The sequence below is a fragment of the Streptomyces sp. NPDC037410 genome (assembly GCF_055602235.1).
Genome location: NZ_JBVJWR010000014.1, coordinates 52,209 through 77,724 on the forward strand (window position 1 = coordinate 52,209; position 25,516 = coordinate 77,724).

A 25,516-nucleotide genomic window follows, 5' to 3' on the forward strand; every position below is an offset into this window, starting at 1 on the left:
GGGGTCGTCAACCCCCGCGAAGGACAACCACACCCCCCCCCCCCCCCCCCCCCCCCCCCCCCCCCCCCCCCCGCCGTGTCGTCCATCGGATCCGCACGTGGGGGAGACTTCGGTGAACGTCCGGGGAATTGAAGGCTGTTGGGGTTCCCGACGGCGATCTACGCGCGTCATCATCGCAGGCATGCGAATCCCCCCTCGAATCACCCTCGCCGGCGGTGTCGCCGCCGCCCTCCTCTCCTCCCTCCTCCTCGGCGCCCCGGCCACCGCCGCCCCGGCCCCCGCGCCCGTCGCCTCCGTCTCCTCGATCGCGGCGATCTCGTCCGTCGGGGACATCTGCTACTCGGACCTGCCCACCCAGGCGTACGACACCCTGCGTCTGATCGACGCCGGCGGCCCGTTCCCGTTCAGCCAGGACGGGATCGTCTTCCAGAACCGGGAGGGCGTCCTGCCGGCCCACACCTACGGCTACTACCACGAGTACACGGTGAAGACCCCGGGCGTCTCCACCCGCGGCGCCCGCCGGATCGTGACCGGGAAGGCGCTCGACGAGGACTACTACACCTCCGACCACTACGCCACGTTCGACCTGATCGACTACGCCTGCTGACGTTCCGCCGGTCAGCGGCGCGGGGTCGTCCACTCCAGGCGGGTCCTGACCCGCGGGTCGCGGACGTGTTCCAGGGCGGCGAGCGCCGTCTCGCGCGGTGCGCCGTCCGCCTCCCCGTCCGCGAGGATCGACGCCAGCGCGTCGACGGCGCGGGGATCCTGACGGAGCGCCAGCCCCCGCGCCGCCTCCGCCGCCGTCTCCGGGTCGGCGTCGCCGAGCCGCTCCGCGAGACCCTCCCGTACGAGCGGGGTGTCGTCGGGCAGCTCGGCGAGCGCCAGCGTCGCCCAGTCCCGCACCCGGGCGTCGCCGTCCCGGCTCAGTGTCAGCAGCACCCCGAGCGCCTCGACGTGCCCGGCCGGCACGATCCCCGCCAGGGCGGCCGCGACCGCCCGCCGCACCACCGGGTCGGGATGCCCGGCCGCCGCGAGCAGTTCCGGCACGGCGGCCGCGTCCGCGCACTCCCCGAGCGCGAGGACCGCCGAGAGCAGCGGCTCCCGCGCCGGCGGCACCGCCTCCGTAGCGAGCCGCCGCAGGACCGGGACCGCGCCCGGGCCGAAGCCGGGCAGCGCGCCGAGCACCCGCGCGCCGAGCGCCCGGCGCAGCGGATCGCGGTAGGCGCACCAGCCGGCCGCCGCCACGAAGGTCTCCTCGTCGGCCCGGCCCGCCAGTTCGGCCACAGCCGTCGTCCAGTCGTCGAGCTCGGGGTCGCCGCAGCGCAGCGCCCGCGCCGCGAGCTCCTCGTGCGGGGTGCGCAGGCCGATCGCCGCCTCCAGGAGCGTGGCGATCGCCGCGTGACCGGTTCCCCGGTCGTCGCCGCGCCCGGGGGCGCCGTCCTCCCGCAGCAGCTCGACGACGACCGTGATCCCGCCGTCCTCCCGGACCCGCCGGACGGCCGCCTCGTACGTCTGCCCGCCCTCGTTCCCGGCGACGAGCCCGCGCCGCAGCTCGGCCGCGATGTCCGCGCCGATCCACCGCCGGGCCTCCCGCAGCGCGGCCTCCCGGGCCTGCGCCCCGTGGTCGAGGAGCGCCCGCACGCAGCCGGTGGAGCCGCGCCGGGCGGCGGCGACGAGCGGGAGGACGCCGTCGGGTCCCGGCCGGTCCGGGTGGGCGCCGTGCTCCAGGAGCACCCGGGCCGTCCCGGCGTGACCGAGGCGCAGGGCCCAGGCGAGGGCGGTGAAGCCGTACGCCTCCTCCTGGTCGGCGGCCGCGCCCGCCGCGAGCAGCGCCCGCACGACGTCGGTGTGCCCGCCGCAGGCCGCCCCGCACAGCGGCAGGTCGCCGTCGTCCTCGCCGCTGCCCCGGCCCGGGTCGGCCCCGGCGGCGAGCAGCACCCGCACGATCCCGGCCTCGTCGCCGACGGCCGCCCGGTACAGGGCGGTCTCCCCGTCCTCCCGGCCCTCCGGGTCGGCCCCGCCCCGCAGGGCGCGCACGGCCCCGTCCTCGTCCCCGTCCCGGATCGCGTCGAACAGCGTGCTCATGCCCCGACCCTGACCCCCCGTCGGCCCATGGCGCAAATCGATGTGTCAGCCCGCGCACTCCAGGACCGAGCCGCACACCCCGCACCGGGCCCGCAGCGCGCGCCCCGCCGGGACCCGCAGGCGCTGGCGGCAGACCGGGCAGAGGAAGGAGACGCCGGTCGCCGGGGCCCCGCCCTCGAAGGCGTACGGGGCGTCCTCGGCGGCCCGGCCCCTGCGCCGCTGGAGGGCGTACAGGCGGCGCTCGGCCCAGCCCGCCCCGGCGAGCGGCGGCGCGTTCCGCTCCCGCGCGGCCTCCGCCCGGCCCCGTACCCACGCCTCGTACGCCACGGCGCTGGTGAACCACGGCGAGGGGTCCTCGCCGAAGACCTCGGCCCGCTTGGCGAGGACGTAGCCGAACTCCTCCGGGGTGAGGTAGCCGAGCTTCTGGCTCTCGACGCCGTCCCGCCGGTAGGCGTCGAGCAGCAGCCAGCCGGCGCCCAGGTAGGCGGTGGTGACGTCGGTGAGGATCTCGTTCTCGGCGGTGGAGGGGAAGCCGAGGTCGAGCCGGTGCAGCAGGACGTGGGTGATCTCGTGGGCCAGGGCCGCGCCGATGTCCCTGCGGCGGGTACGGAAGCGGTCGTTGAGCTCCACGAAGTACTCGGGCCCCGCCGTGAGCTCGACGGCCGCCGCGTACTCCATGGGGCGGAAGCTCACCACGATGCGCGCCTCGGGCAGCAGCAGGTGCCGGACGAGGGCGCGGGCGACCCGCTGGGTGCCGAGGTGGAGGTCCTCGTCGTCGCCGAGGGCCACGTCGGCGGCGGTGACGCTGGCGGGGTAGCGGTGCACCCCGTCGGGGGAGAGGCGGCGGTAGAGCGCGGTGAGCGAGGCCCGCACGGCGGCGCGGTGCGGGAAGCCGTGGATGACACGGTCGGCCCCATCACGGTTCGGCATGCCGGATCCCCCCTCCCGTCCACTGTACGGTCCCTCCACCGGGTCTGGCCGAAAAGGCTTTCTTGTGGCCTCAGTTGGGCGCTGCTCATAATCCGGACATGCCTTGACGGGCGCATGTCATCGCGTACATGTCATCCCTCTGTCGAGGCCGACCCCCCACGAGTGAAGGAAGACACGTGAAGCAGAACCGCATGGTCCGTGCCCTCCAGAAGCTGGCGGCCGCAGGCGCCGTCGTCCTGGCGGCCGTCAGCCTCCAGCCCACCACCGCCTCCGCCGCCCCCGCCCCCGTCGTCGGCGGCACCCGCGCCGCCCAGGGAGAGTTCCCCTGGATGGTCAGGCTCTCCATGGGCTGCGGCGGCTCCCTGATCAGCCCTCAGATCGTCCTCACCGCCGCCCACTGCGTCAGCGGCTCCGGCAACAACACCGGCATCACCGCCACCGCCGGAGTCGTGGACCTCCAGTCCGGCAGCGCCATCAAGGTCCGGTCGACCAAGGTCCTCCAGGCCCCCGGCTACAACGGCCAGGGCAAGGACTGGGCGCTGATCAAGCTCGCCAGCCCGATCACCTCGCTGGCCAACCTCAAGATCGCCGACACCACCGCCTACAACAACGGCACCTTCACCGTCGCCGGCTGGGGCGCCGCCCGCGAGGGCGGGGCGCAGCAGCGCTACCTCCTCAAGGCGAACGTCCCCTTCGTCTCCGACGCCTCCTGCCAGACCGCCTACGGCAGCGACCTCGTCCCGAGCGACGAGATCTGCGCCGGCTACAGCCAGGGCGGCGTCGACACCTGCCAGGGCGACTCCGGCGGCCCCATGTTCCGCAAGGACGACACCGGAGCCTGGATCCAGGTCGGCATCGTGAGCTGGGGCGAGGGCTGCGCGCGGCCCGGCTTCCCCGGCGTCTACACGGAGGTCTCCACCTTCGCCGCCGCCATCAAGTCCGCCGCCGCCACCCTGTAGCGGCCCTGTGAACGGGCGCCCCGGAGCGGCCTCGGCTCCGGGGCGCCTTCACGTTCACGCCGGGACGAGCTCCGGTCCCGTCCCCAGACCGCCCTCCAGCTCGAGCACCCACACCTCGTTCGCGCCCTCCCGCAGCACCGGCCCCGGCACGAACAGCGACTCCTGCGGGCCCGCCGACCAGTAACGGCCCAGGCAGAAGCCGTTCACCCACACGAAGCCCCGGGTCGCGCCCGGCAGCCGCAGCCGGGCGTCCCCGGCCCCGGCCACGGCAAGGACCCCCCGGTACAGGCCCGGGGCTTCCGTGACGGGGCCGAAGGGCACCTTGGCGACCGTCTCCGTGCCGAAGGCGTCCAGGCGCAGGGCCCGGGCCCGTACTCCATGCAGATACTGCCGCTCGTGCCGTACGCCCCCGGTGATCCCCTTCGGCTCCCCGAGGCGCGGCCCGTAGTTGACCCGGCCGAGGGACTCCACCCACAGGTCCACGAGCGCCGGACCCGCCACCGGCTCGGGAAGCACCGCGTCCTCCCGGTCGAGGACCCCCGCCGGGCGTCCGTCGACGTACACCACCGCCCGGTCCCGCAGCCCCGTCACCCCCAGCGGGTACGGCTGCCGGGGACCCGGCACCGCCACCCGGTAGCGGACCAGACCCCGGTCCACGCCCAGCTCCTCGAACGTCGGGGGCACCGGCGTCTCGGTCTCCTCGCCGCCGAGGACCTCCAGGACCCCGTCCAGCGGTGCCCAGCCGTCGAACCCCCCGGACACGGGCGCCCCGAGCCGGGCCGGCGGCTCCGGCACCTCCGGCAGCGGCCCCTCCGCGTACTCCGCGAGCACCTCGCGGAAGGCCCGGTACTTCTCCGTCGGCCGTCCCGCCTCGTCGATCGGCGCGTCGTAGTCGTACGAGGTCACCGTCGCCCGCAGCGGACCGTCGTGCAGTGCGCCGTCCCGGTTCGCGCCCGCCCAGCCGCCGAAGTTCGTCCCGCCGTGCGCCATGTACACGTTGACCGAGGCCCCGCACTCCAGGATCTCCCGCAGCGCCGCCGCCGCGTCCGCCGCGTCCCGCACCATGTGCTCCCGGCCCCAGTGGTCGAACCAGCCGCACCAGAACTCCATGCACATCAGCGGCCCCGACGGCTGGTGCCGCCGCAGCGTCGCGAAGCCCTCCCGCGCCCCCGATCCGAAGTTCGCCGTCGCGAGGACCCCCGGCACCGAACCGCCCGTCAGCATGTGGTCCTCGGGCCCGTCCGAGGTGAACAGCGGCACGCTCACCCCGCAGTCCCGCAGCAGCCCCGCCACCCACTCCAGATAGCCCCGGTCGCTGCCGTAACTCCCGTACTCGTTCTCCACCTGTACGAGGACCACCGGACCGCCCCGGTCGATCTGCCGCTCCACCACCTGCGGGAGCAGCCGCCGGAACCAGGCCTCCACCGGCGCCAGGAACCCCGGGTCCAAGGTCCGCACCCGCCGCCCGAGCGGCCCGGTCAGCCAGTGCGGAAGCCCGCCGTTCTCCCACTCGGCGCAGATGTACGGACCCGGGCGCACGATCGCCCGCATCCCGGCCCGCCCCACCGCGTCCAGGAACCGCCCGAGCGCGCCCTCGTCCGCGTACCGGCCGGGCTCCGGCTCGTGCAGGTTCCACGGGACGTACGTCTCGACGCAGTCCAGGCCCATCGCGCGCAGCATCCCGAGCCGGTGCTCCCAGTGCCCCTCGTGCACCCGGAAGTAGTGCAGCGCCCCCGAGAGCAGCCGCACCGGCCGCCCGTCGAGCAGAAAGTCCTCGTCACCCACGGCGAAGTCGCCCACAGCGAAGTCACCCACAGCGAAGTCACCCACAGCGAACGTGCTCATGGCCTCACCCTCACCCTCTGGCGGCGGCGCGGTCCATGGACAAAGATCGTCGCAGTTTGGACGTTACGGAAGGGCCCGCGGCATGTACCACACCTGGATGCGCTACTTCACGCCCGGACCCGTCCACCACCGCCTCGGCCTCGTCTGCCTCGGCGTCGGACTCCAGCACGGCACCCTGCCCACCGTCGGCCCCCGCACCCTCGACCACCACGTCGCCGTCCTCGTCTCCGCCGGCAGCGGCTGGTACCGGGGCGCCGACGGGCGCCGCACCACCGTCACCGCCCCCGCCCTCCTCTGGCTCACCCCCGGCACCCCCCACCACTACGCCGCCGACCCCGGCACCGGCTGGGACGAGGCCTTCGTCGACTTCACCGGACCCGCCACCGCCACGTACACCGAACTCGGCTACATCGAGCCCGACCGGCCCGTCGTCCCCCTCTCCGACGCCGCCCCCGCCCGCGCCGCCATCGGCCGGATCGCCCGCGCCGCCCGCCCCGGCAACCCCTTCCTGGAGGTCGAGACCGGCGCCGCCGTCCACGAGCTGCTCGTCGCCCTGCGCCGGGCCCGCGCCGACACCAACGCCGACGGCGACCCCGTCCTCGCCGCCCTCGCCCGCGACGCCTTCCAGCCGCTGTCCGTCGCCGACCACGCCGCCCGGCACGGCATGACCCCCGCCGAACTGCGCAGCGCCGTCCGCCGCGCCGCCGGGTGCAGCCCCAAGGACTATCTGCTCACCGTCCGCCTCGGCCGCGCCAAGGAGCTCCTCGCCGCCACCGAGCTGCCCGTCGCCGCCGTCGCCCGCCGCGTCGGCTACGACGATCCGGCCTACTTCTCCCGGCTCTTCACCCGCCGGGTCGGCACCGCGCCCATCCGCTTCCGCGAGCAGCAGGGACGGTCCGTGCACGGCGGCTGGAGCACCAGCGTTCCGGATCCCGAACACCCGCCCACGATCCTCCCGAGATCCGTCTAAGCTCGCAGATCATGAGCGACACCAGCGACACCAGCGGCACCAGTGACATCGACCCCTCCGTCCTCGCCGAGCTGACCCGGCTGCGCGAAAGCATCGACAACATCGACGCCGCGGTCGTGCACATGCTCGCCGAGCGCTTCAAGTGCACCCAGCAGGTCGGCGTCCTCAAGGCGGAGCACCAGCTCCCGCCCGCCGACCCCGCCCGCGAGGCCCGCCAGATCGCCCGGCTGCGGGAACTCGCGGCGAGCGCGAAACTGGACCCGGCCTTCGCGGAGAAACTCCTCAACTTCATCATCGCCGAGGTCATCCGGCACCACGAGACGATTGCGGACGGAGCACGCTGATGGCGCGCGTCACGGTCTTCACCCTCGGAGGCACCATCTCCGCCCGAGGCGGTGACGCCGCCCGCATGACCGGCCAGGAGGTCCTCGCCGAGCTCGGCGCCCCCGAGGACGTCGTCCTGCGCGACTTCCGCCGGGTCCCCAGCTCCACCCTCTCCTTCGAGGACCTCGCCGCCCTCGCGGACGAGGTCCGGGCGGCCGTCGCCGAAGGCTCCGGCGTCGTCGTCGTCCAGGGCACCGACACCCTGGAGGAGACCGCCTTCCTGCTCGACCTGCTCTGCTCCACCGAGCAGGCGCCGATCGCCGTCACCGGCGCGATGCGCCGCCCCGACCTGCCGGGCGCCGACGGCCCCGCCAACCTCGCCGCCGCCCTCGCGGTCGCCGCCGACCCCGGCTGCCGCGGCCTCGGCGTCCTGGTCGTCCTCGGCGACGAGATCCACGCCGCCCGGCTCGCCCGCAAGACCCACACCATCTCGATCACCACCTTCGCCTCGCCCGGCGCCGGCCCCCTCGGCACCGTCGTCGAGGGCGAACCCCGGATCCTGCTCCGCCCCGCCGTCCCCGCCGCGCTCTGCCGGCTGAAGCTCGACCCGTCGGTGCGCGTCGCCCTGGTGACCCTCTCCCTCGGCGACCGCGGCGAACTCCTCGACGCCGTCGACGACCGCTTCCAGGGCCTCGTCGTCGCCGCCTTCGGCGGCGGGCACGCCCCCGCCCCGCTCGTCGAGCCCCTCGCCGGGATCGCCCGGCGCATCCCCGTCGTCCTGGCCTCCCGCACCGGCGGCGGCGCCACCCTCACGGACACCTACCGCAGCCCCGGCTCCGAGCACGACCTCCTGCACCACGGACTGATCCCCGCCGGCCCGCTCGACCCCGCCAAGGCCCGGATCCTGCTCCACACCCTGATCTCCAGCGGCGCCGCGGGCCCGACCGGCTACGACCGGCCCCGGATCACCGCCGCCTTCGCCCACCTGAACGGTTCCGGCCTGGCCTGAGGTCCCGATACCCCCTGCCCGGGGACGGAGTGATCGGGCAGCATAGGGCCCATGTCCGTACTGACGCGCGACGAAGCGCAGACCCGTGCCCAGCTCCTCGACGTCCACCACTACCGCGTGGACCTCGACCTCACCACCGGCGACGAGACCTTCCGGTCACGCAGCCTCATCCGCTTCACGGCCCGCGCCGCGGGGGACACCTTCGTCGAGCTCAAGCCCGAGACCCTGCACTCCGCCCTCCTCGACGACGAGCCCCTCGACGTCACCACCCTCGACGGCAACCGGCTCCCGCTGACCGTCACCGAGGGCGAGCACACCCTCAGCCTCAGCAGCACCATGCGGTACTCCCGCACCGGCGAGGGCATGCACCGCTTCACCGACCCCACCGACGGCGAGTCGTACACCTACACCCAGCTGTTCATGGAGGACGTCCAGCGCGTCTTCGCCGCCTTCGACCAGCCCGACCTCAAAGCCGTCTTCGAGGTGGGCGTCAAGGCCCCCGAGGGCTGGACCGTCCTCTCCAACGGCATCACCGAGCAGCGGCCCGACGGCCACTGGCAGGCCGCCGCCACCCCGCTGCTCTCCACCTACCTCGTCTGCGTCGCCGCCGGCCCCTGGCACAGCATCCGCACCGAGCACGCCGGCCTGCCCTTCGGCATCCACTGCCGCCGCTCCCTCGCCGCCCACCTCGACGCCGACGCCGACGAGATCCTCGCCGTCACCAAGGCCTGTTACGACCGCTACCACGAGAAGTTCGACGAGCCCTACCCCTTCGACTCGTACGACCAGGCCTTCGTCCCCGAGTTCAACGCGGGCGCCATGGAGAACCCCGGACTCGTCACCTTCCGCGACGAGTTCGTCTTCCGCTCCGCCGTCACCATCACCGAGCGCCAGACCCGCGCCATGGTCATCTCCCACGAGATGGCCCACATGTGGTTCGGCGACCTCGTCACCCTCCGCTGGTGGGACGACATCTGGCTGAACGAGTCCTTCGCCGAGTACATGGGCTACCAGACCCTCAACGAGGCCTGCTCCGACCTCTTCCCGGACACCTGGATCGACTTCGGCGTCACCCGCAAGGCCTGGGGGTACGAGGCGGACCAGCGCCCCTCCACCCACCCCGTCGCCCCCGACCCGGAAGCCGTCCCCGACACCGCCTCCGCCCTCCTCAACTTCGACGGCATCTCCTACGCCAAGGGCGCCTCCGCGCTCCGCCAGCTCGTCGCCTGGCTCGGCGAGAAGGACTTCCTCGCCGGCATCAACATCCACTTCAAGCGCCACAAGTTCGGCAACGCCACCCTCGCCGACTTCATCGACAACCTCGCCGCCGCCACCGACCGCGACGTCCACGCCTGGTCCGAGCAGTGGCTGCGCACCACCGGCGTCGACACCCTCACGCCCCGCCTCGAAGGCGAGGGCACCCACTGGCTGCTCCACGTCGACCGCGACGGCAGCCGCCCGCACCGCATCCGGGCCGGGATCTACGACCGGCAGCCCGACGGCGAACTCGCCCTGCGCGAGCGCCGCGAGCTCGACGTCCCCCAGGAGGCACCCGCCGAGCTGGGCGGCCCGCGCCCCGCCCTCGTCGTCCTCAACGACGGCGACCTCACCTACGCCAAGCTCCGCTTCGACGAAGTCTCCGAGGAATCCGCCCTGCGCGGCCTCGCCCGCATCCCCGACGCCCTCACCCGGGCCGTCGTCTGGAACGCGCTGCGCGACATGGTCCGCGACGGCGCCCTCGCCCCGGCCGCGTACCTGGAGGTCGCCCACGCCCACCTGCCCGAAGAGACCGAACTCGCCCTCGTCCAGGGCGTCCTCGGCTTCGCGCGCACCCAGATCGCCGACCGGTACGTGACGGAGGAGGAGCGCCCGGCCGCCCTCGCCACCATCGGCGAGATCGCCCGCGCCCTGCTGCGCCGCACCGAGGACGGCGAGGAGCCCGGCCTGCGCCTCACCGCCGTCCGCGCCTGCGTCGACAGCGCCACCACCCCCGACAAGATCGCCTCCTGGCTCGAGGAGGGCACCGTCCACGGCGGCCCCGAGCTCGACCCCGAGCTGCGCTGGAGGATCCTCGCCCGCCTCGCCGTCCTCGGCGCCACCGACGAGACCGTGATCGCCGCCGAGCTGGAGCGGGACCCGAGCGCCACCGGCCAGGAGGGTGCCGCCCGCTGCCGGGCCGGCCTCCCGACCCCGGAGGCGAAGGCCGCCGCCTGGTCGGCGATGTTCTCCTCCGACGACCTCTCCAACTACCTCTTCACCGCCACCGCCCGGGGCTTCTGGCAGCCCGAACAGGCCGAGCTCGTACGGGAGTACGTGCCGCGCTTCTACGAGGCGGCCGTCGCCCTCGGCGACCGCCGGGGCCCCGCGATGGCCGAGGCCGCCGGGCGCTACGCCTTCCCGGAGCACGCGGTCGACGCGGACTCCCTGGCCCTGGGCGAGTCCCACCTCACGTCCGACACGATGATCCCGGCCCTCCACCGCAAGCTCGTCGACCAACTGGACGACCTGCGCAGGGCGCTGGCGGCACGCGGCGCGTAGCCACGGGGACGGCGCCCTGGTTCCAGGGCGCCGTCCCTCGTTCGGGTCACAGGACCCGACTCCCCGGACAAACCCCGACAAGCCGCGCCACCCTGTCGTCCATGCGTGCCGCACCCCCACCCCTCGCCGCCGACGTCTTCGCCCTGAGCCGGCTCCTGGGCACTGCCCTCGACGCCCTGAGCGAAGGGGCGCAGGCCAGGGGCGGGCCGCTCCCGGCGGGGGGTCCCGAGGCCGTGGCGCGGCGGGTGCGCGAGGCGCTCGGGGAGCCGCTCCCGGAGACGGGGAGAGGGGAGGCGGAGGCGCTCCGCACCCTCGTCCGGGTCCTGGCCGAGGGCGCAGCCGACCCGGCGGACCCCCGGTGCGCCGCCCACCTCCACACCCCGCCCCTCGCGCTGGCCGCCGCGGCCGATCTCGCCGCCTCCGCGCTGAACCCGTCCATGGACTCCTGGGACCAGGCGCCCGCGGCCTCCGCCCTGGAGGCCGAGGTGACGGCCGCCCTGGCCGCCGAGGTGTTCCCCGCCGCGCGAGCGGCCGACGCGCTCGTCACCACCGGCGGCACCGAGTCCAACCAGCTCGCCCTGCTCCTCGCCCGGGAGCGGCACGGCGGCGTCACGACCGTCGTCGGGGCCAGCGCCCACCACTCCTTCCGCCGCGCCGCCTGGCTCCTCGGCCTGCCCGAGCCGGTCGTCGTGCCCACCCCGGGCGGCACGATCGACCCGGAAGCCCTCCACGAGGCCCTGACCCGCACCGCCGGGCCCGTCCTCGTCGCCGCCACCGCCGGCACGACCGACGAGGGCCTGATCGACCCGCTCCCGGAGATCGCCGACGTCTGCGCCGGCTCCGGCGCCGAGCTCCACGTCGACGCCGCGTACGGCGGCCCCGTCCTGTTCAGCCGCACCCACCGCCGGCTCCTCGACGGCCTCGACCGGGCCCGTACCGTCACCGTCGACCTGCACAAACTCGGCTGGCAGCCGGCCGCCGCGGGGCTCCTCGCCGTACGCGACGCCGCCGACCTCGCCGTCCTCGGCCACACCGCCGACTACCTCAACGCCGACGACGACACCGAGGCGGGCCTCCCCGACCTCCTCGGCCGCTCCCTGCGCACCACCCGCCGCCCCGACGTCCTCAAGACCGCCGTCACCCTCCGGGCCCTCGGCCGCACGGGCCTCGGCGCGCTCGTCGACCGGTGCATGGACCTCGCCCAGGAGCTCGCCGACCTGGTGGAGAAGACCCCCGGCCTCGACCTCAAGAGCCGCCCCACCCTCACCACCGTCCTCTTCCGCCCCGCCGGAGCCGACGACGAGACCGTCGCGGCGATCCGCCGCACCCTCCTCACCGAGGGCCGCGCCGTCCTCGGCCGGGCCGCCGCCGACGGCCGCCTCTGGCTCAAGGCCACCCTGCTCAACCCCCACACCACCCCCGGCGACCTGGCAGACATCCTCACCCTCGTGGAAGGCAGCACGCACCGATGACCGGCAGCACCCCCCAGCAGGACCTCGATCAGCCCCACGACCTGGTGGGCGTCGGCATCGGCCCCTTCAACCTCTCGCTCGCCGCCCTCGCGCACGGCGTCCCCGGCGGTCTCGCCGCGACCTTCTACGAACAGCGGCCGGCCTTCCACTGGCACCCCGGGCTCCTCCTCGACGGCGCCACCCTCCAGGTCCCCTTCCTCGCCGACCTGGTGACCCTCGCCGACCCCGCGAGCCCCTGGACCTTCCTCAACTACCTGAAGAGCCGCGAGCGCCTCTTCCCCTTCTACTTCGCCGAGCGGTTCCACATCCAGCGCGCCGAGTACGACGCCTACTGCCGCTGGGTCAGCGAGCGGCTCCCCGGCCTCCACTTCGGCCACCAGGTCGACTCCGTCCGCTGGAACCCCGAGCGGCGCCTGTTCGAGGTCGACTTCACCCAGGTCGACCCGGAGGGCGAGGCCGAGGCCCTGGGCCGCGCCTACACCCGGAACGTCGTCCTGGGCGTCGGCACCGAGCCGTACGTCCCCGAGCCGCTCCGGCCGCTCGCCGACGCCCCCGGCGTGCCCGTCTTCCACTCGGCCGACTACCTGACCCACCGCGAGTCGCTGCTGCGCGCCGGGCACGTCACCGTCATCGGCTCCGGCCAGTCCGGCGCCGAGATCTTCCTCGACCTGCTCCGCGCCCGCCCCGCCGGGGCCGAGCGGATCCACTGGCTGGCCCGGACCGAGGCCTTCGCCCCCATGGAGTACTCCAAGCTCGGCCTGGAGCACTTCACCCCCGACTACACCCGCTACTTCCACGCCCTGCCCGAGCCCGTGCGCGGTGAACTCATGCCCCGGCAGTGGCAGTTGCACAAGGGCATCGACGCGGACACCATCGCCGCCATCCACGACGAGCTCTACCGCCGCACCCTGCACGGCGGCTGGCCCGACGCCGTCCTCACCCCCGGCGTCCGGGTCCGCACCGCCGGCCGGGTCGCCACCACCCGGGTCGAGCTGCACCTGGAGCACGTGCAGCAGTCCACCCGCTCCCGGCTCACCACCGACGCCGTCGTCCTCGCGACCGGCTACCGGGAGCGCCCGGTGGACCGGATGCTCGCCGGGCTCGACCCGTACCTGCGGCACGACTCGGCCGGGCGCGCGCGGATCGACGAGCGGTACCGCCTGGTGCTCGACCCGTCCGTCACCGGCTCCGTGTACGTCCAGAACGCCGAGCGCCACACGCACGGCGTCGGCGCCCCCGACCTGGGCCTCGCGGCCTGGCGCAGCGCGGTCATCCTCAACTCGGTCACCGGCAAGGAGTCGTACCCGCTGCCCCGCCGCACCGCCTTCACCACCTTCGGCCTGGACGCGCGAGAGGCGCCGAGCATCCCGGCCCAGGACCGGAAGCTGACGCCTCTCGTACAGCAGTAGGAACTCTCGTACGGCAGGAGGAACTAGAAGACCGGCACGCCGTCCCGGGTCAGCTTCCAGTCCACCGACGCGAAGGTGCCCGGGTCGACCGTGCCCTTCGCCTTCACCCAGCCGATGATCGTGTTGCGGATCTCGTCCGAGTTCGCCCACAGCTGCTGGGCCTTGGCGACGTGCGGGAACGCGCCGCCGCCGCTGGCCCGGTAGTTGTTCACCGCGAGGACGAACTGCGCGGCCGGGTCGAGCGGCTTGCCCTGGAAGGACAGGCCGGTGATCCGCCGGCCGGCCGGCTGGGCGATGTCGATGTCGTACGTCAGGCCAGACACGGCGTCGTAGTTGTAGTCGGGGGTGTTCTCCGCGTTGGTGAGCTTCGCGGTGTCGACGGGCGCGCCGGCCGCGGTCTGGACGTAGTACTTCGCCGAGTACTCCAGGTAGTCCTTCAGCTGGGCGCCCGTCATCAGACGCGCCTCAAGGGTGTTCTCGAAGGGGTAGAGTCCGGCGGCGTCCTTGATGCTGATCTCGCCGGCGGGGATCCGGGCCGTGCGCGAGAAGCAGGAGGCCTGCGAGAGGACCGGCAGGCCGGCGTACGCGCCGCCCGCGAGGGCCGCCTTCACCGTCTCGGCCTGGACGACGTTGATCAGGTCGATGATCGGCTCGTCCTTCCACGGCGCGTCGGCCGTGGTCATGGCGGCGGTCGAGGTGCCGATGACCTGGTTGACGTACGCGACGACCTTCTTGTGCTCGTCCGCGAGCAGCCCGGTGATCTCCGGGTCCTCGGCGACCGTGTTGGAGTTGAGGACCTGCGCCCCGGCCTTCTCGACCACCCAGCGGCCCTTCTCCCACACCAGGTCGAAGTCGAAGAGGGTGAGGCGCTGGCCCCACTTCAGCGGCTCGGACAGGACGACGTCCTTGCCGGTCTCCTTGTTCTTCACCCGGTACTCGGGGATCTCGGTGTGCGCGTGGCCGACGAGGATCGCGTCGATGCCGGGCACCTGCTCGGCGACGAGCCCGGCGGCGTTCTCGACGTACGGGAGCTGGTCACCGTACGAGGAGGTGCCGGAGGAGCCGGAGTGCGCCGAGACGATCACGACGTCGGCACCCATCGAGCGCAGCTTCGGCACCCACTTCGCGGCCTGCTCCTCCAGACCGGGGAAGACCATCCTGCCGGTGACGTTCGCCTTGTCCCAGATGGCGATGCCCGGGTTGGTCAGGCCGAGGACCGCGACCTTGACGTCCCGGCCGTGCGGGGTGCGCAGGCAGTGCATGCTGTACGGGGCGAAGGCCGGGCGCAGCGTCTTGGCGTCGAGCGCGTTGGCGCCGAGCAGCGGGAAGTCGCACTGCTCCTCGAACTTCCGCAGCACCGGGATGCCGTAGTTGAACTCGTGGTTGCCGAGCGCGGCGGCGTCGTAGCCGATGGCGTTCATGGCCTGGGCCATCGGGTGGACCGGGCCGCCGGTCTGCGTGATCGGGTCGACCTTGGCGTAGTAGTAGGACAGCTGGGTGCCCTGGATGGTGTCGCCGGCGTCGATGAGGAGCGTGTTCTCCTCGCCCTTGGCCGCGCGGACCTGGCCGACCAGGGTGGAGATCTTGGCGAGGCCGACGTCGTTGTGCGCCTTGTCGTCGAACTCCTTGTCCGTGAAGTAGTCCCAGTTGAAGACGTTGCCGTGCAGGTCGGTGGTGCCCATCACGGTGAACGAGTACCGCTTGGCCGGCCGGGGGCGGGCTTCGTGGGCCTCGGCGGGGGCGGCGACCCCGGCGGTGAGGGCGGCGGCTCCGGCTCCGACGGCGGCGGAGGCCTCCAAGAAGGCGCGGCGGTTCAGCGGCATTTGGTTCTCCCCATTGACTCGGCGCCTGCCATGGCGCACAACGCGCGTAGATTCTGGCCTGGAACGCACCGTCGCAACAGACCTTTCGGGTTACGGAGTGGGAAAGTGTTCGGTATGACACACCCCCACCCCACCCCCGAGGCACCCCAGGTGACGGTCCGCGGCGAGGGCCGCCTGGAGGTGGAGCCGGAACTGGCCCGGATCGGCGTTTCGGTACGCGCCAGGGGCACCGACCGGGCCGCGGTGCTCGCCGCCCTGACGAGCCGTAACGCCGAGGCGATCGCCCTCGTGAAGTCGTACGGGGAGGCCGTCGCCGCCCTGGAGACGGGCGCCCTGTCCGTCACCCCGGAGCCGGCCCGGCACGGCCGCGGCGAGCGGGTGCGCGGCTACCAGGGCTGGGTGCACCTGTCGGCCGAACTGACCGACTTCACCGCGCTCGGCGAACTCGTCACGCACCTCGCGGACCTGGAGTGGACCCGGGTGGACGGCCCCTGGTGGTCGCTGCGCCCGGACTCCCCGGCGCACGCGGAGGCGCGCCGGCAGGCCGTACGGGACGCGGTGCGCCGGGCGCGCGAGTACGCGGAGGCGCTCGGCACCTCCCTGGTGGCGCTGCTCGAACTCTCCGACACCGGAATCGCCCCCGGCATGCCGGCTCCGGCCGGCGGGATGCGCATGGCCTTCGCCGCGGAGTCGGTGGAGGCACCCGCTCCGCTGGACCTGGAACCCCAGCGGCAGACGGTCACGGCGGAGGTCGCGGCACGGTTCACGATGGCGCCGCCCGCACTCTGAGACGAACGGCTTTTCGGTCCGTAACCCGCTCATCGGAGCAACCCGCCGCACAGATTCAAGACTTGTCAACAACCTTTCACGGAAAGGTTGTTGGCTTGTCATGGTGGGCGCCTTCGCTACCCACTGGTAAGCCCTAGGCTCGCCTCATGCGCCGAGCGAAAATCGTTTGTACCCTTGGGCCCGCCACCGAAACATACGACCAGATCAAGGCGTTGATCGAGGCCGGAATGGACGTGGCCCGCTTCAACCTCAGCCACGGCAGCTACGCCGAACACGAGAAGCGCTACCAGCACGTGCGCGAGGCCGCCGACGAGACCGGCCGGAGCGTCGGTGTCCTCGCCGACCTTCAAGGCCCGAAGATCCGCCTCGGCCGCTTCCGTGAGGGTCCCGTACTCCTTGAACGCGGCGACGAGTTCACCATCACCGTCGAGCCGGTGGAGGGTGACCGCCACCGCTGCGGCACGACCTACTCCGGCCTCGCCGGGGACGTGACCGCCGGCGAGCGGATCCTCGTCGACGACGGCCGCGTCACCCTGGAGGTCACCTCCGTCGACGGCCCCCGCGTGCACACCCGGGTGATCGAGGGCGGCATGGTCTCCGACCACAAGGGCCTCAACCTGCCCGGCGTCGCCGTCTCCGTCCCGGCCCTCTCCGAGAAGGACATCGAGGACCTGCGCTGGGCGCTGCGCACCGGCGCCGACGTCATCGCCCTCTCCTTCGTCCGCAGCGCCCGCGACATCGACGACGTGCACCGGATCATGGACGAGGAGGGCCGCCGGCTCCCCGTCATCGCCAAGATCGAGAAGCCGCAGGCCGTCGAGAACATCGACGAGATCGTCGCCGCCTTCGACGGCATCATGGTCGCCCGCGGCGACCTGGGCGTCGAGATGCCCCTGGAGCAGGTGCCGATCGTCCAGAAGCGCGCGGTGAAGCTGGCCAAGCGGAACGCCAAGCCGGTCATCGTCGCCACCCAGATGCTCGACTCGATGATCGACAACTCCCGCCCCACGCGCGCCGAGGCGAGCGACGTGGCGAACGCGGTCATCGACGGCACCGACGCCGTGATGCTCTCCGGCGAGACCAGCGTCGGCCGCCACCCGATCGAGACGGTCCGCACCATGAGCCGGATCGTCGAGGCCGCGGAGGAGGACGTCCTCGCCAAGGGGCTGCCCCCGCTGACCGAGCGGAACAAGCCCCGCACCCAGGGCGGCGCCGTGGCCCGCGCGGCCGCCGAGATGGGCGACTTCCTGGGCGCCAAGTTCCTCGTGGCCTTCACCCAGTCCGGCGACACCGTCAAGCGCCTGTCCCGCTACCGCTCCCCGATCCCCCTCCTGGCCTTCACCCCGGACCCGGCCACCCGCTCCCAGCTCAACCTCACCTGGGGCGTCGAGACCTTCCTCGGCCCGTCCGTGGACTCCACGGACGCGATGGTGGCCCAGGTCGACGAGGAGCTCCTGCGCATCGGCCGCTGCCGCCCCGGCGACATCGTGGTCATCACGGCCGGCTCCCCACCGGGCGTCGCGGGCTCCACGAACCTGGTCCGGGTGCACCACATCGGAGACCCGCTGAACTAGTCAGTGCTTGGGCCCCACGTGCAGGTCCATCAGCGCGACGGAGGCTTTGCGGGCGACGGAGATGTTGTACGGGTCGGTGCCTCGGGCGGTGGTCGTCCACTCGACACCGACCCTGGTGAAGGCGTCACCGCACAGCTTCCGGATGTCGTCCGACTTGTTGGTGAAGAAGTACCGGGGGTACTCGTACCGCTTGCGCTCTCCTCCGACGAGGCGTGTGGTCCAGTTGGTGATCCGGCACCCGTCGGACTGGATGAGGCCGCGGATGAACCCCCAGGGGTGCGCATCGATGATCTTCTGCTGCCAAGCTTCGAGCGCGATGCGTCGCTCGTGCTTCTTGCCGGGGCCGTGTTGGGGGAAGAGGCATGCCAAATGCAGCGAGTACACCTTGACGTTGTGGCAGCCCTTCCTGCGCACGCGGCATGTGGCGTTGTCCGGGAACACCCGGCGCATGGCCGTCTCGGCCTCGTCCTGTACCCCTGGCCAGGCGTCATCGAGTGCGATCATGAGGCTCGGTGCCCGGTGGGCCCAGTAGTCGCTGATGTGCCCGTCGCCGAGATAGAGGCCCAGGAGGTACGCGTACGCTGCCGCATCCAATTCCCGGCCGTCGCAGCGGGGACACTTGGGGCCAGGCCTGCCTGGGCACTCTCCGCGCTTCGCGCGATCCTCGTGCTTCCAGTAGCTGATCGTGCCGACGGGGACATTGAGCTTGCGGGCGACGTCAGCGTTCTTCGCGCCGCCGCGCAGGAGCGTGAGCGCCCGCTCCCGTACCTCAGTTCCATGGAAGTGCATACGATCGATCGTGACGGGCTCGTACTGGCCGCATGGCGCAGATGATCAGGCTTCACGCATGTGGGTGACAGCCACCCATTGATCGATCACCTTGGAATCAAAGGAAAAGTGCCCCAGGTGGGATTCGAACCCACACTGTCCGCTGTTTGAGAGCGGCCTCTCTGACCAGTTGGAGTACTGGGGCCTTAGAAAGCGAGGGCGCTACAGCCCCTGCGGAGCACCACCTTACAGGAGCTAGGTAGGCTCAGGGGAGCAGTACTTGCCCCGCAACGAGGAGCCCGCGTGACCGCCCCCGAGTCGCCCCAGCCCGCCGACGACGCCGAGCCGTCGCACGTTCCGCCGCTGACGACCCGCGTCGTCATCGCCGAGGACGAGGCCCTCATCCGCCTCGACCTCAAAGAGATGCTGGAAGAAGAGGGCTACACGGTCGTCGGCGAGGCCGGGGACGGCCAGACGGCCGTCGAGCTCGCCCGCGAGCACCGCCCCGACCTCGTCATCCTCGACGTGAAGATGCCCGTCCTCGACGGCATCTCCGCCGCCGAGAAGATCGCCGGCGAGTCCATCGCCCCGGTCCTCATGCTCACCGCCTTCTCACAGCGCGAGCTCGTCGAGCGGGCCCGGGACGCCGGCGCCATGGCGTACCTGGTGAAGCCCTTCAGCAAGAGCGACGTCGTGCCGGCCATCGAGATGGCCGTCTCCCGCTTCGCCGAGCTCCGCGCCCTGGAGAAGGAGGTCGCCGACCTCTCCCAGCGCCTGGAGACCCGCAAGCTCGTCGACCGCGCCAAGTCGATCCTGCAGACCCAGTACGGCCTGACGGAGCCGGCCGCGTTCCGCTGGATCCAGAAGACCTCGATGGACCGCCGCATGTCGATGCAGCAGGTCGCCGAGGCCGTCATCGAGGACGCCGAGGAGAAGAAGGCGGCGAAGGGGCAGTAGCCCCCGCTTTTATACGAAAGAAGGCCCGCCCCACGTCGCTGTGGGGCGGGCCTTCCGTTCTGGGTGCTCAGTCCTCGCCGAGGTACGTCTTGCGCACGTCGTCGTTCACGAGCAGGTCCTGTCCGGTGCCGGACAGCTTGATCGTGCCGACCTCGAGCACGTACCCGTAGTCCGCGAGGGACAGCGCGGCCTGCGCGTTCTGCTCGATGAGCAGGATCGTCATGCCCTCGGACTTCAGCGCCGCGATGGTCTCCATGATCTTCTGCATCATGATCGGGGAGAGACCCATCGAAGGCTCGTCCAGCATCAGCAGCTTCGGCTGGGACATCAGGGCGCGGCCCATCGCCAGCATTTGCTGCTCACCGCCGGAGAGGGTGCCCGCGGCCTGCTTGCGGCGCTCGCCCAGGATCGGGAAGAGGTCGTAGGACTTCTGGATGTCCCGTTCGATCCCGTCCTTGTCCTTGCGGAGGAAGGCGCCGAGGCGGAGGTTCTCCTCGATGGTGAGCCGGGGGAAGATGTGCCGGCCCTCGGGGGAGTGCGCGAGGCCCAGCGACACCACCTTGTGGGCCGGGATGCCGTCGAGCACCTGGCCGTCGAAGGTGATCTTGCCCGCGGTGGGCTTGAGCAGGCCCGAGAGGGTCCGCAGGGTCGTGGTCTTGCCGGCGCCGTTGGTGCCGATCAGGGCGACGACCTGGCCCGCCTCGACGGAGAAGGAGATGCCCTTGACGGCCTCGATCTTGCCGTAGGCGACCCTGAGGTCCTCGACCTCCAGAAGTGCGGTCACTTGGAGTCTCCTTCGGTGGTGCTGTCCGCGTCGGCGGCCGGAGCCCCGTCGGCGGGGGTGTCGTCGGCCTCCGGGGCCTCGTCGGCCGGGGCCTCGGAAGCGTCGTCGGCGGGGGCCTCGTCGACCTCGGCCTGGGGCGCCTCGTCGGCGGTCTCTTCCGCCTCCTCGGCCTCGGCCTCGGGAGCCGCGTCGGTAGGCGCCTCGTCGGCCTCGTTGGCGGACTCTTCCGCGGCCTCGGCGTTCTCGGCCACGGCAGCCTGCTCCGCGGCCTCGACCTCGGCAGCCTCCTCCGCGCCGGGCGCGTCCTCGTACGGCGTGCCCAGGTACGCGGCCACGACGCGCTCGTCGCCCTGGACGACCTCGGCCGTGCCCTCGACGAGCTTCTCGCCCTGGACGAGGACGGCCACCCGGTCGCACAGCTTGAAGATGAACTTCATGTCGTGCTCGATGACCAGGACCGCGATGCCGAGGTCGCGGATCGCGAAGACCAGCTCCTCGGTGGTGCGGGTCTCGGCCTGGTTCATGCCGGCCGTCGGCTCGTCGAGCAGCAGCAGACCGGGGTCGCTGGCGAGCGCGCGGGCGATCTCCAGCTTGCGCTGCTCGCCGTACGGCAGGTTGCGCGCCAGGTGCTCCGCCTTGTTCGCGAGGCCCACGAACTCCAGGAGTTCCATGGCTCGGTCGCGGGAGGCGGCCTCCGCCTTCTTGAAGCCGGGGCCGCGCAGGAGCGCGGACCACAGGCCCTCCTTGGTCCGGGTGTGCCGTCCGACGAGGACGTTCTCCAGGACCGTCATGTTGGAGAAGAGACGGATGTTCTGGAAGGTACGCGCGATGCCGGCCTGGGTCACCAGGTGCGGCTTCGGCGGCAGGACCGTGCCCTTGTAGCTGACCTGGCCCTCGGTCGGGACGTACAGACCGGTCAGGCAGTTGAAGAACGTGGTCTTGCCGGCGCCGTTGGGGCCGATCAGGCCGACGATCTCGCCCTCGCGGACCGTCAGGTCGACCCCGCGCACGGCGGTCAGACCGCCGAAGCGCATCGTGACGCCGCTCGCCTCCAGGACCGGGGAGGCCGTCGTCGTGCCGGTGACGGTGTCGGTGGTGGTGGTCGTCATGGCTTTCACGCCCCTGCCTTCGCCGTGCCGACGCCCGCGTCCTCGGACTGCCGCTGCTCCGGCACGACTTGCTGGTCGTCGTCGTTCTCGTGGAATTCCAGCCGCGCCCGCTTGTTGGCGATGAGGCCCTCGGGGCGGAAGCGCATGAGCAGGATCAGGGCGATGCCGAACCCGAGCAGCTGGTAGTCCTGGAGGAACGACAGCTTGGCCGGGATCAGGAAGAGGAGGGCGGAGCCGACGATCGGGCCGGTGATCGTGCCCATGCCGCCGAGGATGACGGCCGCGAGGAGGAACGCGGAGTTCGGCGGGACGGGACCGGCGAAGACGTAGTTCTCCGGGACCACCGTGGTGTTGACGTGCGCCTGCACCGTGCCCGCGAGGCCGGCCAGGGAAGCGCCGAGGGCGAAGGCGACCAGCTTGACCCGGAAGCCGTTGATGCCCATCGCGGTGGCGGCGGTCTCGTCCTCGCGGATGGCGACCCAGGCGCGGCCGATGCGGCTGTTGCCGGCGCGGGAGAAGACGACCACGACCAGCGCCATGATGAGGATCATGAGCAGGTAGTAGTTGGCGTAGGCGCCGAGCACGATGCCGAACACGGTGTGCGACTCGCCGAAGTTGTACCCGAAGAACTCCAGCTGCGGGATGTTCGGGATGCCGTTCGGGCCGTTGGTGATCTGCGGGCCCGAGGTGCCGTCGAGGTTGCCCATGGCGATGCGGAAGATCTCACCGAAGCCGAGGGTCACGATGGCGAGGTAGTCGCCGCGCAGGCGCAGGGTCGGCGCGCCGATGACGACGCCGAAGACCAGCGAGGCCGCCATGCCGGTCAGCGCCGCCGCCCAGAAGGGGAACTGGACGCCGAACGCGGAGCTGGTGGCGCCGGAGACGAGGGCCGCGGTGTACGCGCCGACGCCGAGGAAGGCGACGTAACCGAGGTCGAGGAGACCGGCGAGGCCGACGACGATGTTCAGGCCGAGGGCGACGGTCGCGAAGATCAGGATGTTGACCGCGATCAGCGTGTACGTGTCGCCGCTCTGCTGGATGAACGGGAAGGCGATCGCCATGACGATGGCGGCCGTGACCGTCACCTGCCGGTTCCGCGCGGTGATCGCGGAGAGCCGCCGGGTCAGCCCGGACTTGACCAGCGCGGTGGCGGAGAAGGCGACGAGGATCAGGTACGCGATGAAGAGCTGCGGCTCGGAGTCGTCGGTGTCGATGCCGAAGGTGACGACGTACAGGCCGAGGGCGAAGACCGCGACGATGATCAGGATCTCGGCCCAGGACGGCAGCTGCTTGGCCGGGGCGGCCTTGCGGGTGTCGTCGGGCAGCAGGTACGCGGCGACGGCCGGGGCGGCAGCGGCGAGGACGGCGATGCCGGCGCCGGGCTCCAGGTCCACCAGGGCGCCCAGCTCCACGATGATCGAGATCGCGGTGAAGAGGGTGGTGGCGAAGGTGCCGAGGGCGAGGATCCACACGGCCTTGCGGGCGCCGGTCGGCGTCAGCCAGCCGAGGCCCTTCACGCCGAGTGCGGACAGCGCGTGCAGTCCGGTGAGGATCGCGCCGATCAGCGTGAGCACCTGGAGCGGGGCGGGGTTGCCGTAGATCGTGAGGTTGCCGGGGAACGCGGTGGTCCACGTCCAGGCGAGGAAGGTGCTCACGACGGTGGCGACGCTGCCGGCGACGACCGTCCAGAGCAGGGTCGCGGGGGTGGCCGGGGCCTTGGAGACGGTCTGGTCGAGGGTGGTGTCGGTCATGGTGCTCACGCCCTGTCCGCGACGCGCTCGCCCAGCAGGCCCTGCGGCCGTACGAGGAGCACGAGGATGAGGAGGACGAAGGCCCACACGTTGGACCAGGCACCGCCGCCGAGCTGCTGCATGCCGGGGATGTCCTCGATGTAGGCGATCGAGAGGGACTCGGCGATGCCGAGGACGACGCCGCCGACCATGGCGCCGTAGATGTTGCCGATGCCGCCGAGGACGGCCGCGGTGAAGGCCTTGAGGCCGAGGATGAAGCCCATCTCGAAGTTGATCTGGCCCTTGTCGACGCCGTAGGCGACGGCGGCCACGGCGGCGAACGCGGCACCGATGGCGAAGGCCATGACGATGATGCGGTCGGTGTTGATGCCCATCAGCTTCGCGGTGTCCGGGTCCTGCGCGGTGGCCTGCATGGCGCGGCCGCTGCGGCTCTTGGAGACGAAGAGGCCGAGGGCGAGCATGCACAGAGGCGCGAGGATGAGCACGAAGGCGTCGGAGCGCTGGATCGAGAGGTTCGAGGTGATCTCGAACGCCTCGCCCGGGATCTCCGGGAAGCTCACGGCCTTCTTGGCGTCCGGGTAGAACTGCCAGACCAGCTGCTGGAGCGCGATGGACAGACCGATCGCCGTGATGAGCGGGGCCAGTCGGGGCGCGTTGCGCAGTGGACGGTAGGCGAACCGCTCGGCGGCGGTCGCGACCGCCACGGAGGCTATCGCGCCACCGACGATCATGAGCGGTATCGCCACCAGCAGGGAGGTGCCGCTCGGGAGAGCGGTGTAGGTGGTGAGGGCGCCGAAGCCCCCGATCATGAAGATCTCGCCGTGGGCGAAGTTGATGAGCTGAACGATGCCGTAGACCATGGTGTACCCGATGGCGATGAGGCCATAGAGGGCACCGAGGGCCAGGCCGTTGGCCAGCTGTTGCGGCAGTTCGTGCACCGCAGGCCTCCGATGAGCTTGTCGGATATGACTCCGCGCGAGGGCGCTGTTTGCGCCCTCGCGCGGCTTGGTTCAGGTGGAGCGGGCTCCCTCACGGGTGCCGGTGGTGCGGGGGATTACTGGTTGAAGGTGTCGCTCTTGACGTCGACCCACTTGCCGCCCTCGACCTTGTAGACCGTGAGCTGCTTGTTGGTGGTGTCGCCGTACTCGTCGAAGGAGACCTTGCCGGTCACACCGTCGAAGGAGACCTTGCCCAGGGCCTCGGTGACCTTGGCGCGGGCGTCGGCCGGCAGCTTGCCGTTGTTGGCGGCGACGACGGCCTTGACGGCCTGGATGATGGACCAGCCGGCGTCGTAGGAGTAGCCGCCGTAGGCCGCGTACGGGTCCTTGTAGCCGCCCGCGTTGTAGTCCGCGATGAACTTCTTGGCGGTGTCGAGCTTCTCGACCGGGTAGCCGATCGAGGTGGCCAGGTCACCGTCGTTGGCCTCGGCGGAGGCGCTGATGAAGGCCGGGTCGTAGATGCCGTCGCCGCCCATGACGGGGATCTTGGCGCCGGTCTTCTTGATCTGGTCGGAGAGCAGACCGCCCTCGGGGTACTGGCCGCCGAAGTAGACGGAGTCGGCGCCGGAGGACTTGACCTTGTCGGCGGTGGAGGAGAAGTCGGTCTCCTTCACGGTGACGTGGTCGGTGCCGACGACGGTGCCGCCGAGGCGCTTGAACTCGTCGGAGAAGATCGCCGCGAGGCCGGCGCCGTAGGTCTGCTTGTCGTCGACGACGAAGACCTTCTTCTTGCCGGCGTCCTTGAAGAGGTACTGGGCGGCGAACTTGCCCTGGACCACGTCGGTGGCGGCGGTGCGGAAGTAGGTCTTGAAGGGGCGCTTGAACTCGCCCTTGCCCCAGTTGTCGCCCTGGCTGAGCGCCGGGTTGGTGTTGGCCGGGGAGACCTGGGCCAGGTTGGCGGAGGCGAAGACGCCCTGCATCTGCTGGGAGACGCCGGAGTTCAGCGGGCCGACGACGCCGAGGACGTCCTTGTTGCCGACGAGCTTGGTGGCGTTGGCCTGGCCGGAGGCCGGGACGGCCTGGTCGTCGAGGCCCTCGATCTTGAAGGTGACGCCGGGGACTTCCTTGTTCTTGTTGGCGGTCTGGACCGCCAGGTCCACGGAGTTCTTGATGCCCTGGCCGAGCGCCGAGAGGGAGCCGGTCAGCGGTGCGTCGACGCCGATGACGACGGTGACGTTGTCACCGCTCGCGTTGTTGTCGCTGCCACCCTTGTCGTCGCGCGAACCGCAGGCGGTGAGGGTGAGCGCTCCGGTGGTGAGCACGCTGGTGAGGATGAACAGTGAACGGTGTCGCACGAAGAATCCTTTCCCTGGCGCGGCCCCCTCAAGCTGAGGCGGTGCCGTGAAGCTGTGAAGCTAGAGGTGCCGTTTTCGATGCCGGGCCGTACTGGGTCGAGCAGGCCGTGCAGTGGAAGCGCCCGGC

At 71.9% G+C, this 25,516-nt stretch carries 21 protein-coding genes and 1 tRNA gene; 11 read left to right on the top strand and 11 right to left on the bottom strand.

The window, feature by feature from the left end:
- Positions 1–181 precede the first annotated feature (181 nt).
- Positions 182–607 carry a ribonuclease domain-containing protein gene (locus ACZ7HT_RS23280; RefSeq protein ID WP_471168973.1) on the top strand — a complete coding sequence of 142 codons (426 nt, stop codon included), beginning with the start codon at positions 182–184 and terminating at the stop codon, positions 605–607.
- An 11-nt stretch (positions 608–618) separates the two neighbouring features.
- On the opposite strand, the gene ACZ7HT_RS23285 is transcribed toward ACZ7HT_RS23280, so the two are convergent.
- Positions 619–2,085: an ankyrin repeat domain-containing protein gene (locus tag ACZ7HT_RS23285; RefSeq protein WP_471168976.1), complete on the bottom strand. Its 1,467-nt coding sequence runs from the start codon at positions 2,083–2,085 to the stop codon at positions 619–621.
- A 45-nt stretch (positions 2,086–2,130) separates the two neighbouring features.
- Positions 2,131–3,015, bottom strand: a complete 885-nt coding sequence (locus ACZ7HT_RS23290; RefSeq protein ID WP_471168978.1) for a hypothetical protein — start codon at positions 3,013–3,015, stop codon at positions 2,131–2,133.
- 191 nt (positions 3,016–3,206) lie between these two features.
- Here ACZ7HT_RS23290 and ACZ7HT_RS23295 point away from each other — a divergent pair, with 191 nt between their 5' ends.
- A complete protein-coding gene (locus ACZ7HT_RS23295; protein WP_471169311.1) occupies positions 3,207–3,974 on the top strand; it encodes a S1 family peptidase in 768 nt (255 codons plus the stop codon).
- A gap of 54 nt (positions 3,975–4,028) precedes the next feature.
- Here ACZ7HT_RS23295 and ACZ7HT_RS23300 read toward each other — a convergent pair whose 3' ends face one another.
- A complete protein-coding gene (locus tag ACZ7HT_RS23300; protein ID WP_471168981.1) occupies positions 4,029–5,819 on the bottom strand; it encodes a glycoside hydrolase family 35 protein in 1,791 nt (596 codons plus the stop codon).
- Positions 5,820–5,901: 82 nt separating this feature from the next.
- Here ACZ7HT_RS23300 and ACZ7HT_RS23305 point away from each other — a divergent pair, with 82 nt between their 5' ends.
- From ACZ7HT_RS23305 to ACZ7HT_RS23330, 6 genes are all read left to right on the top strand, one after another.
- Positions 5,902–6,789, top strand: a complete 888-nt coding sequence (locus ACZ7HT_RS23305) for a helix-turn-helix transcriptional regulator (RefSeq protein WP_471168984.1) — start codon at positions 5,902–5,904, stop codon at positions 6,787–6,789.
- A gap of 11 nt (positions 6,790–6,800) precedes the next feature.
- Positions 6,801–7,133 (top strand): chorismate mutase, encoded by a 333-nt coding sequence (locus tag ACZ7HT_RS23310; protein WP_471168987.1) that lies wholly within the window; start codon positions 6,801–6,803, stop codon positions 7,131–7,133.
- Positions 7,133–8,122 (top strand): asparaginase, encoded by a 990-nt coding sequence (locus tag ACZ7HT_RS23315; RefSeq protein WP_471168990.1) that lies wholly within the window; start codon positions 7,133–7,135, stop codon positions 8,120–8,122. The genes ACZ7HT_RS23310 and ACZ7HT_RS23315 overlap by 1 nt, the downstream gene beginning before the upstream one ends.
- 51 nt (positions 8,123–8,173) lie before the next feature.
- Positions 8,174–10,660, top strand: a complete 2,487-nt coding sequence (pepN, locus tag ACZ7HT_RS23320; protein WP_471168993.1) for an aminopeptidase N — start codon at positions 8,174–8,176, stop codon at positions 10,658–10,660.
- Between the two features lie 101 nt (positions 10,661–10,761).
- Positions 10,762–12,132, top strand: coding sequence for a pyridoxal phosphate-dependent decarboxylase family protein (locus ACZ7HT_RS23325; protein WP_471168996.1), 1,371 nt, complete (start codon positions 10,762–10,764; stop codon positions 12,130–12,132).
- Positions 12,129–13,541, top strand: a complete 1,413-nt coding sequence (locus ACZ7HT_RS23330; protein WP_471168998.1) for a lysine N(6)-hydroxylase/L-ornithine N(5)-oxygenase family protein — start codon at positions 12,129–12,131, stop codon at positions 13,539–13,541. The genes ACZ7HT_RS23325 and ACZ7HT_RS23330 overlap by 4 nt, the downstream gene beginning before the upstream one ends.
- Before the next feature lie 23 nt (positions 13,542–13,564).
- Here the strand turns inward: ACZ7HT_RS23330 and ACZ7HT_RS23335 are convergent, their stop codons facing one another.
- Entirely contained in the window at positions 13,565–15,364 is a 1,800-nt protein-coding gene (locus tag ACZ7HT_RS23335; protein ID WP_471169001.1) for a bifunctional metallophosphatase/5'-nucleotidase, read from the bottom strand.
- Positions 15,365–15,478: 114 nt separating this feature from the next.
- Between ACZ7HT_RS23335 and ACZ7HT_RS23340 the strand changes: the two genes are divergently transcribed.
- The gene (locus ACZ7HT_RS23340; RefSeq protein WP_471169004.1) at positions 15,479–16,153 is read left to right on the top strand and encodes an SIMPL domain-containing protein; all 675 of its coding nucleotides are present in this window, start codon (positions 15,479–15,481) and stop codon (positions 16,151–16,153) included.
- 146 nt (positions 16,154–16,299) lie between these two features.
- Positions 16,300–17,727: a pyruvate kinase gene (gene pyk / locus ACZ7HT_RS23345; RefSeq protein ID WP_471169007.1), complete on the top strand. Its 1,428-nt coding sequence runs from the start codon at positions 16,300–16,302 to the stop codon at positions 17,725–17,727.
- On the opposite strand, the gene ACZ7HT_RS23350 is transcribed toward pyk, so the two are convergent.
- Both ACZ7HT_RS23350 and ACZ7HT_RS23355 read right to left on the bottom strand, forming a co-directional pair.
- Positions 17,728–18,516, bottom strand: a complete 789-nt coding sequence (locus tag ACZ7HT_RS23350; RefSeq protein ID WP_471169010.1) for a helix-turn-helix domain-containing protein — start codon at positions 18,514–18,516, stop codon at positions 17,728–17,730. It lies immediately after the preceding gene.
- Between the two features lie 109 nt (positions 18,517–18,625).
- Positions 18,626–18,700 (bottom strand) — tRNA-Leu (locus ACZ7HT_RS23355).
- A 98-nt stretch (positions 18,701–18,798) separates the two neighbouring features.
- Here ACZ7HT_RS23355 and ACZ7HT_RS23360 point away from each other — a divergent pair.
- Positions 18,799–19,452: an ANTAR domain-containing response regulator gene (locus ACZ7HT_RS23360; RefSeq protein WP_351180898.1), complete on the top strand. Its 654-nt coding sequence runs from the start codon at positions 18,799–18,801 to the stop codon at positions 19,450–19,452.
- Between the two features lie 67 nt (positions 19,453–19,519).
- Here the strand turns inward: ACZ7HT_RS23360 and ACZ7HT_RS23365 are convergent, their stop codons facing one another.
- The 5 genes from ACZ7HT_RS23365 to ACZ7HT_RS23385 form a co-directional block, all read right to left on the bottom strand.
- On the bottom strand, positions 19,520–20,236 hold the full coding sequence (locus ACZ7HT_RS23365; protein ID WP_471169013.1) for an ABC transporter ATP-binding protein: 717 nt from the start codon (positions 20,234–20,236) through the stop codon (positions 19,520–19,522).
- On the bottom strand, positions 20,233–21,345 hold the full coding sequence (locus tag ACZ7HT_RS23370; RefSeq protein ID WP_471169016.1) for an ABC transporter ATP-binding protein: 1,113 nt from the start codon (positions 21,343–21,345) through the stop codon (positions 20,233–20,235). Before ACZ7HT_RS23370 ends, ACZ7HT_RS23365 begins: the two co-directional genes overlap by 4 nt.
- A 5-nt stretch (positions 21,346–21,350) precedes the next feature.
- Entirely contained in the window at positions 21,351–23,096 is a 1,746-nt protein-coding gene (locus ACZ7HT_RS23375) for a branched-chain amino acid ABC transporter permease (protein WP_471169314.1), read from the bottom strand.
- Positions 23,097–23,101: 5 nt separating this feature from the next.
- Entirely contained in the window at positions 23,102–24,034 is a 933-nt protein-coding gene (locus ACZ7HT_RS23380) for a branched-chain amino acid ABC transporter permease (RefSeq protein ID WP_116161555.1), read from the bottom strand.
- 116 nt (positions 24,035–24,150) lie between these two features.
- Complete coding sequence (locus ACZ7HT_RS23385; RefSeq protein WP_471169020.1) at positions 24,151–25,389, bottom strand: branched-chain amino acid ABC transporter substrate-binding protein; 1,239 nt, start codon at positions 25,387–25,389, stop codon at positions 24,151–24,153.
- Positions 25,390–25,516 lie beyond the last annotated feature (127 nt).

Excerpts from the sequence above, each read along its gene's own strand:
- ACZ7HT_RS23330 (WP_471168998.1), top strand. The coding sequence starts at position 12,129 with ATGACCGGCAGCACCCCCCAGCAGGACCTCGATCAGCCCCACGACCTG.
- ACZ7HT_RS23375 (WP_471169314.1), bottom strand. The coding sequence starts at position 23,096 with ATGACCGACACCACCCTCGACCAGACCGTCTCCAAGGCCCCGGCCACC.
- pepN (WP_471168993.1), top strand. The coding sequence starts at position 8,174 with ATGTCCGTACTGACGCGCGACGAAGCGCAGACCCGTGCCCAGCTCCTC.
- ACZ7HT_RS23285 (WP_471168976.1), bottom strand. The coding sequence starts at position 2,085 with ATGAGCACGCTGTTCGACGCGATCCGGGACGGGGACGAGGACGGGGCC.
- ACZ7HT_RS23325 (WP_471168996.1), top strand. The coding sequence starts at position 10,762 with ATGCGTGCCGCACCCCCACCCCTCGCCGCCGACGTCTTCGCCCTGAGC.
- ACZ7HT_RS23340 (WP_471169004.1), top strand. The coding sequence starts at position 15,479 with ATGACACACCCCCACCCCACCCCCGAGGCACCCCAGGTGACGGTCCGC.
- ACZ7HT_RS23300 (WP_471168981.1), bottom strand. The coding sequence starts at position 5,819 with ATGAGCACGTTCGCTGTGGGTGACTTCGCTGTGGGTGACTTCGCTGTG.
- ACZ7HT_RS23310 (WP_471168987.1), top strand. The coding sequence starts at position 6,801 with ATGAGCGACACCAGCGACACCAGCGGCACCAGTGACATCGACCCCTCC.
- pyk (WP_471169007.1), top strand. The coding sequence starts at position 16,300 with ATGCGCCGAGCGAAAATCGTTTGTACCCTTGGGCCCGCCACCGAAACA.
- ACZ7HT_RS23295 (WP_471169311.1), top strand. The coding sequence starts at position 3,207 with ATGGTCCGTGCCCTCCAGAAGCTGGCGGCCGCAGGCGCCGTCGTCCTG.
- ACZ7HT_RS23290 (WP_471168978.1), bottom strand. The coding sequence starts at position 3,015 with ATGCCGAACCGTGATGGGGCCGACCGTGTCATCCACGGCTTCCCGCAC.
- ACZ7HT_RS23280 (WP_471168973.1), top strand. The coding sequence starts at position 182 with ATGCGAATCCCCCCTCGAATCACCCTCGCCGGCGGTGTCGCCGCCGCC.
- ACZ7HT_RS23370 (WP_471169016.1), bottom strand. The coding sequence starts at position 21,345 with ATGACGACCACCACCACCGACACCGTCACCGGCACGACGACGGCCTCC.
- ACZ7HT_RS23350 (WP_471169010.1), bottom strand. The coding sequence starts at position 18,516 with ATGCACTTCCATGGAACTGAGGTACGGGAGCGGGCGCTCACGCTCCTG.
- ACZ7HT_RS23305 (WP_471168984.1), top strand. The coding sequence starts at position 5,902 with ATGTACCACACCTGGATGCGCTACTTCACGCCCGGACCCGTCCACCAC.
- ACZ7HT_RS23315 (WP_471168990.1), top strand. The coding sequence starts at position 7,133 with ATGGCGCGCGTCACGGTCTTCACCCTCGGAGGCACCATCTCCGCCCGA.
- ACZ7HT_RS23335 (WP_471169001.1), bottom strand. The coding sequence starts at position 15,364 with ATGCCGCTGAACCGCCGCGCCTTCTTGGAGGCCTCCGCCGCCGTCGGA.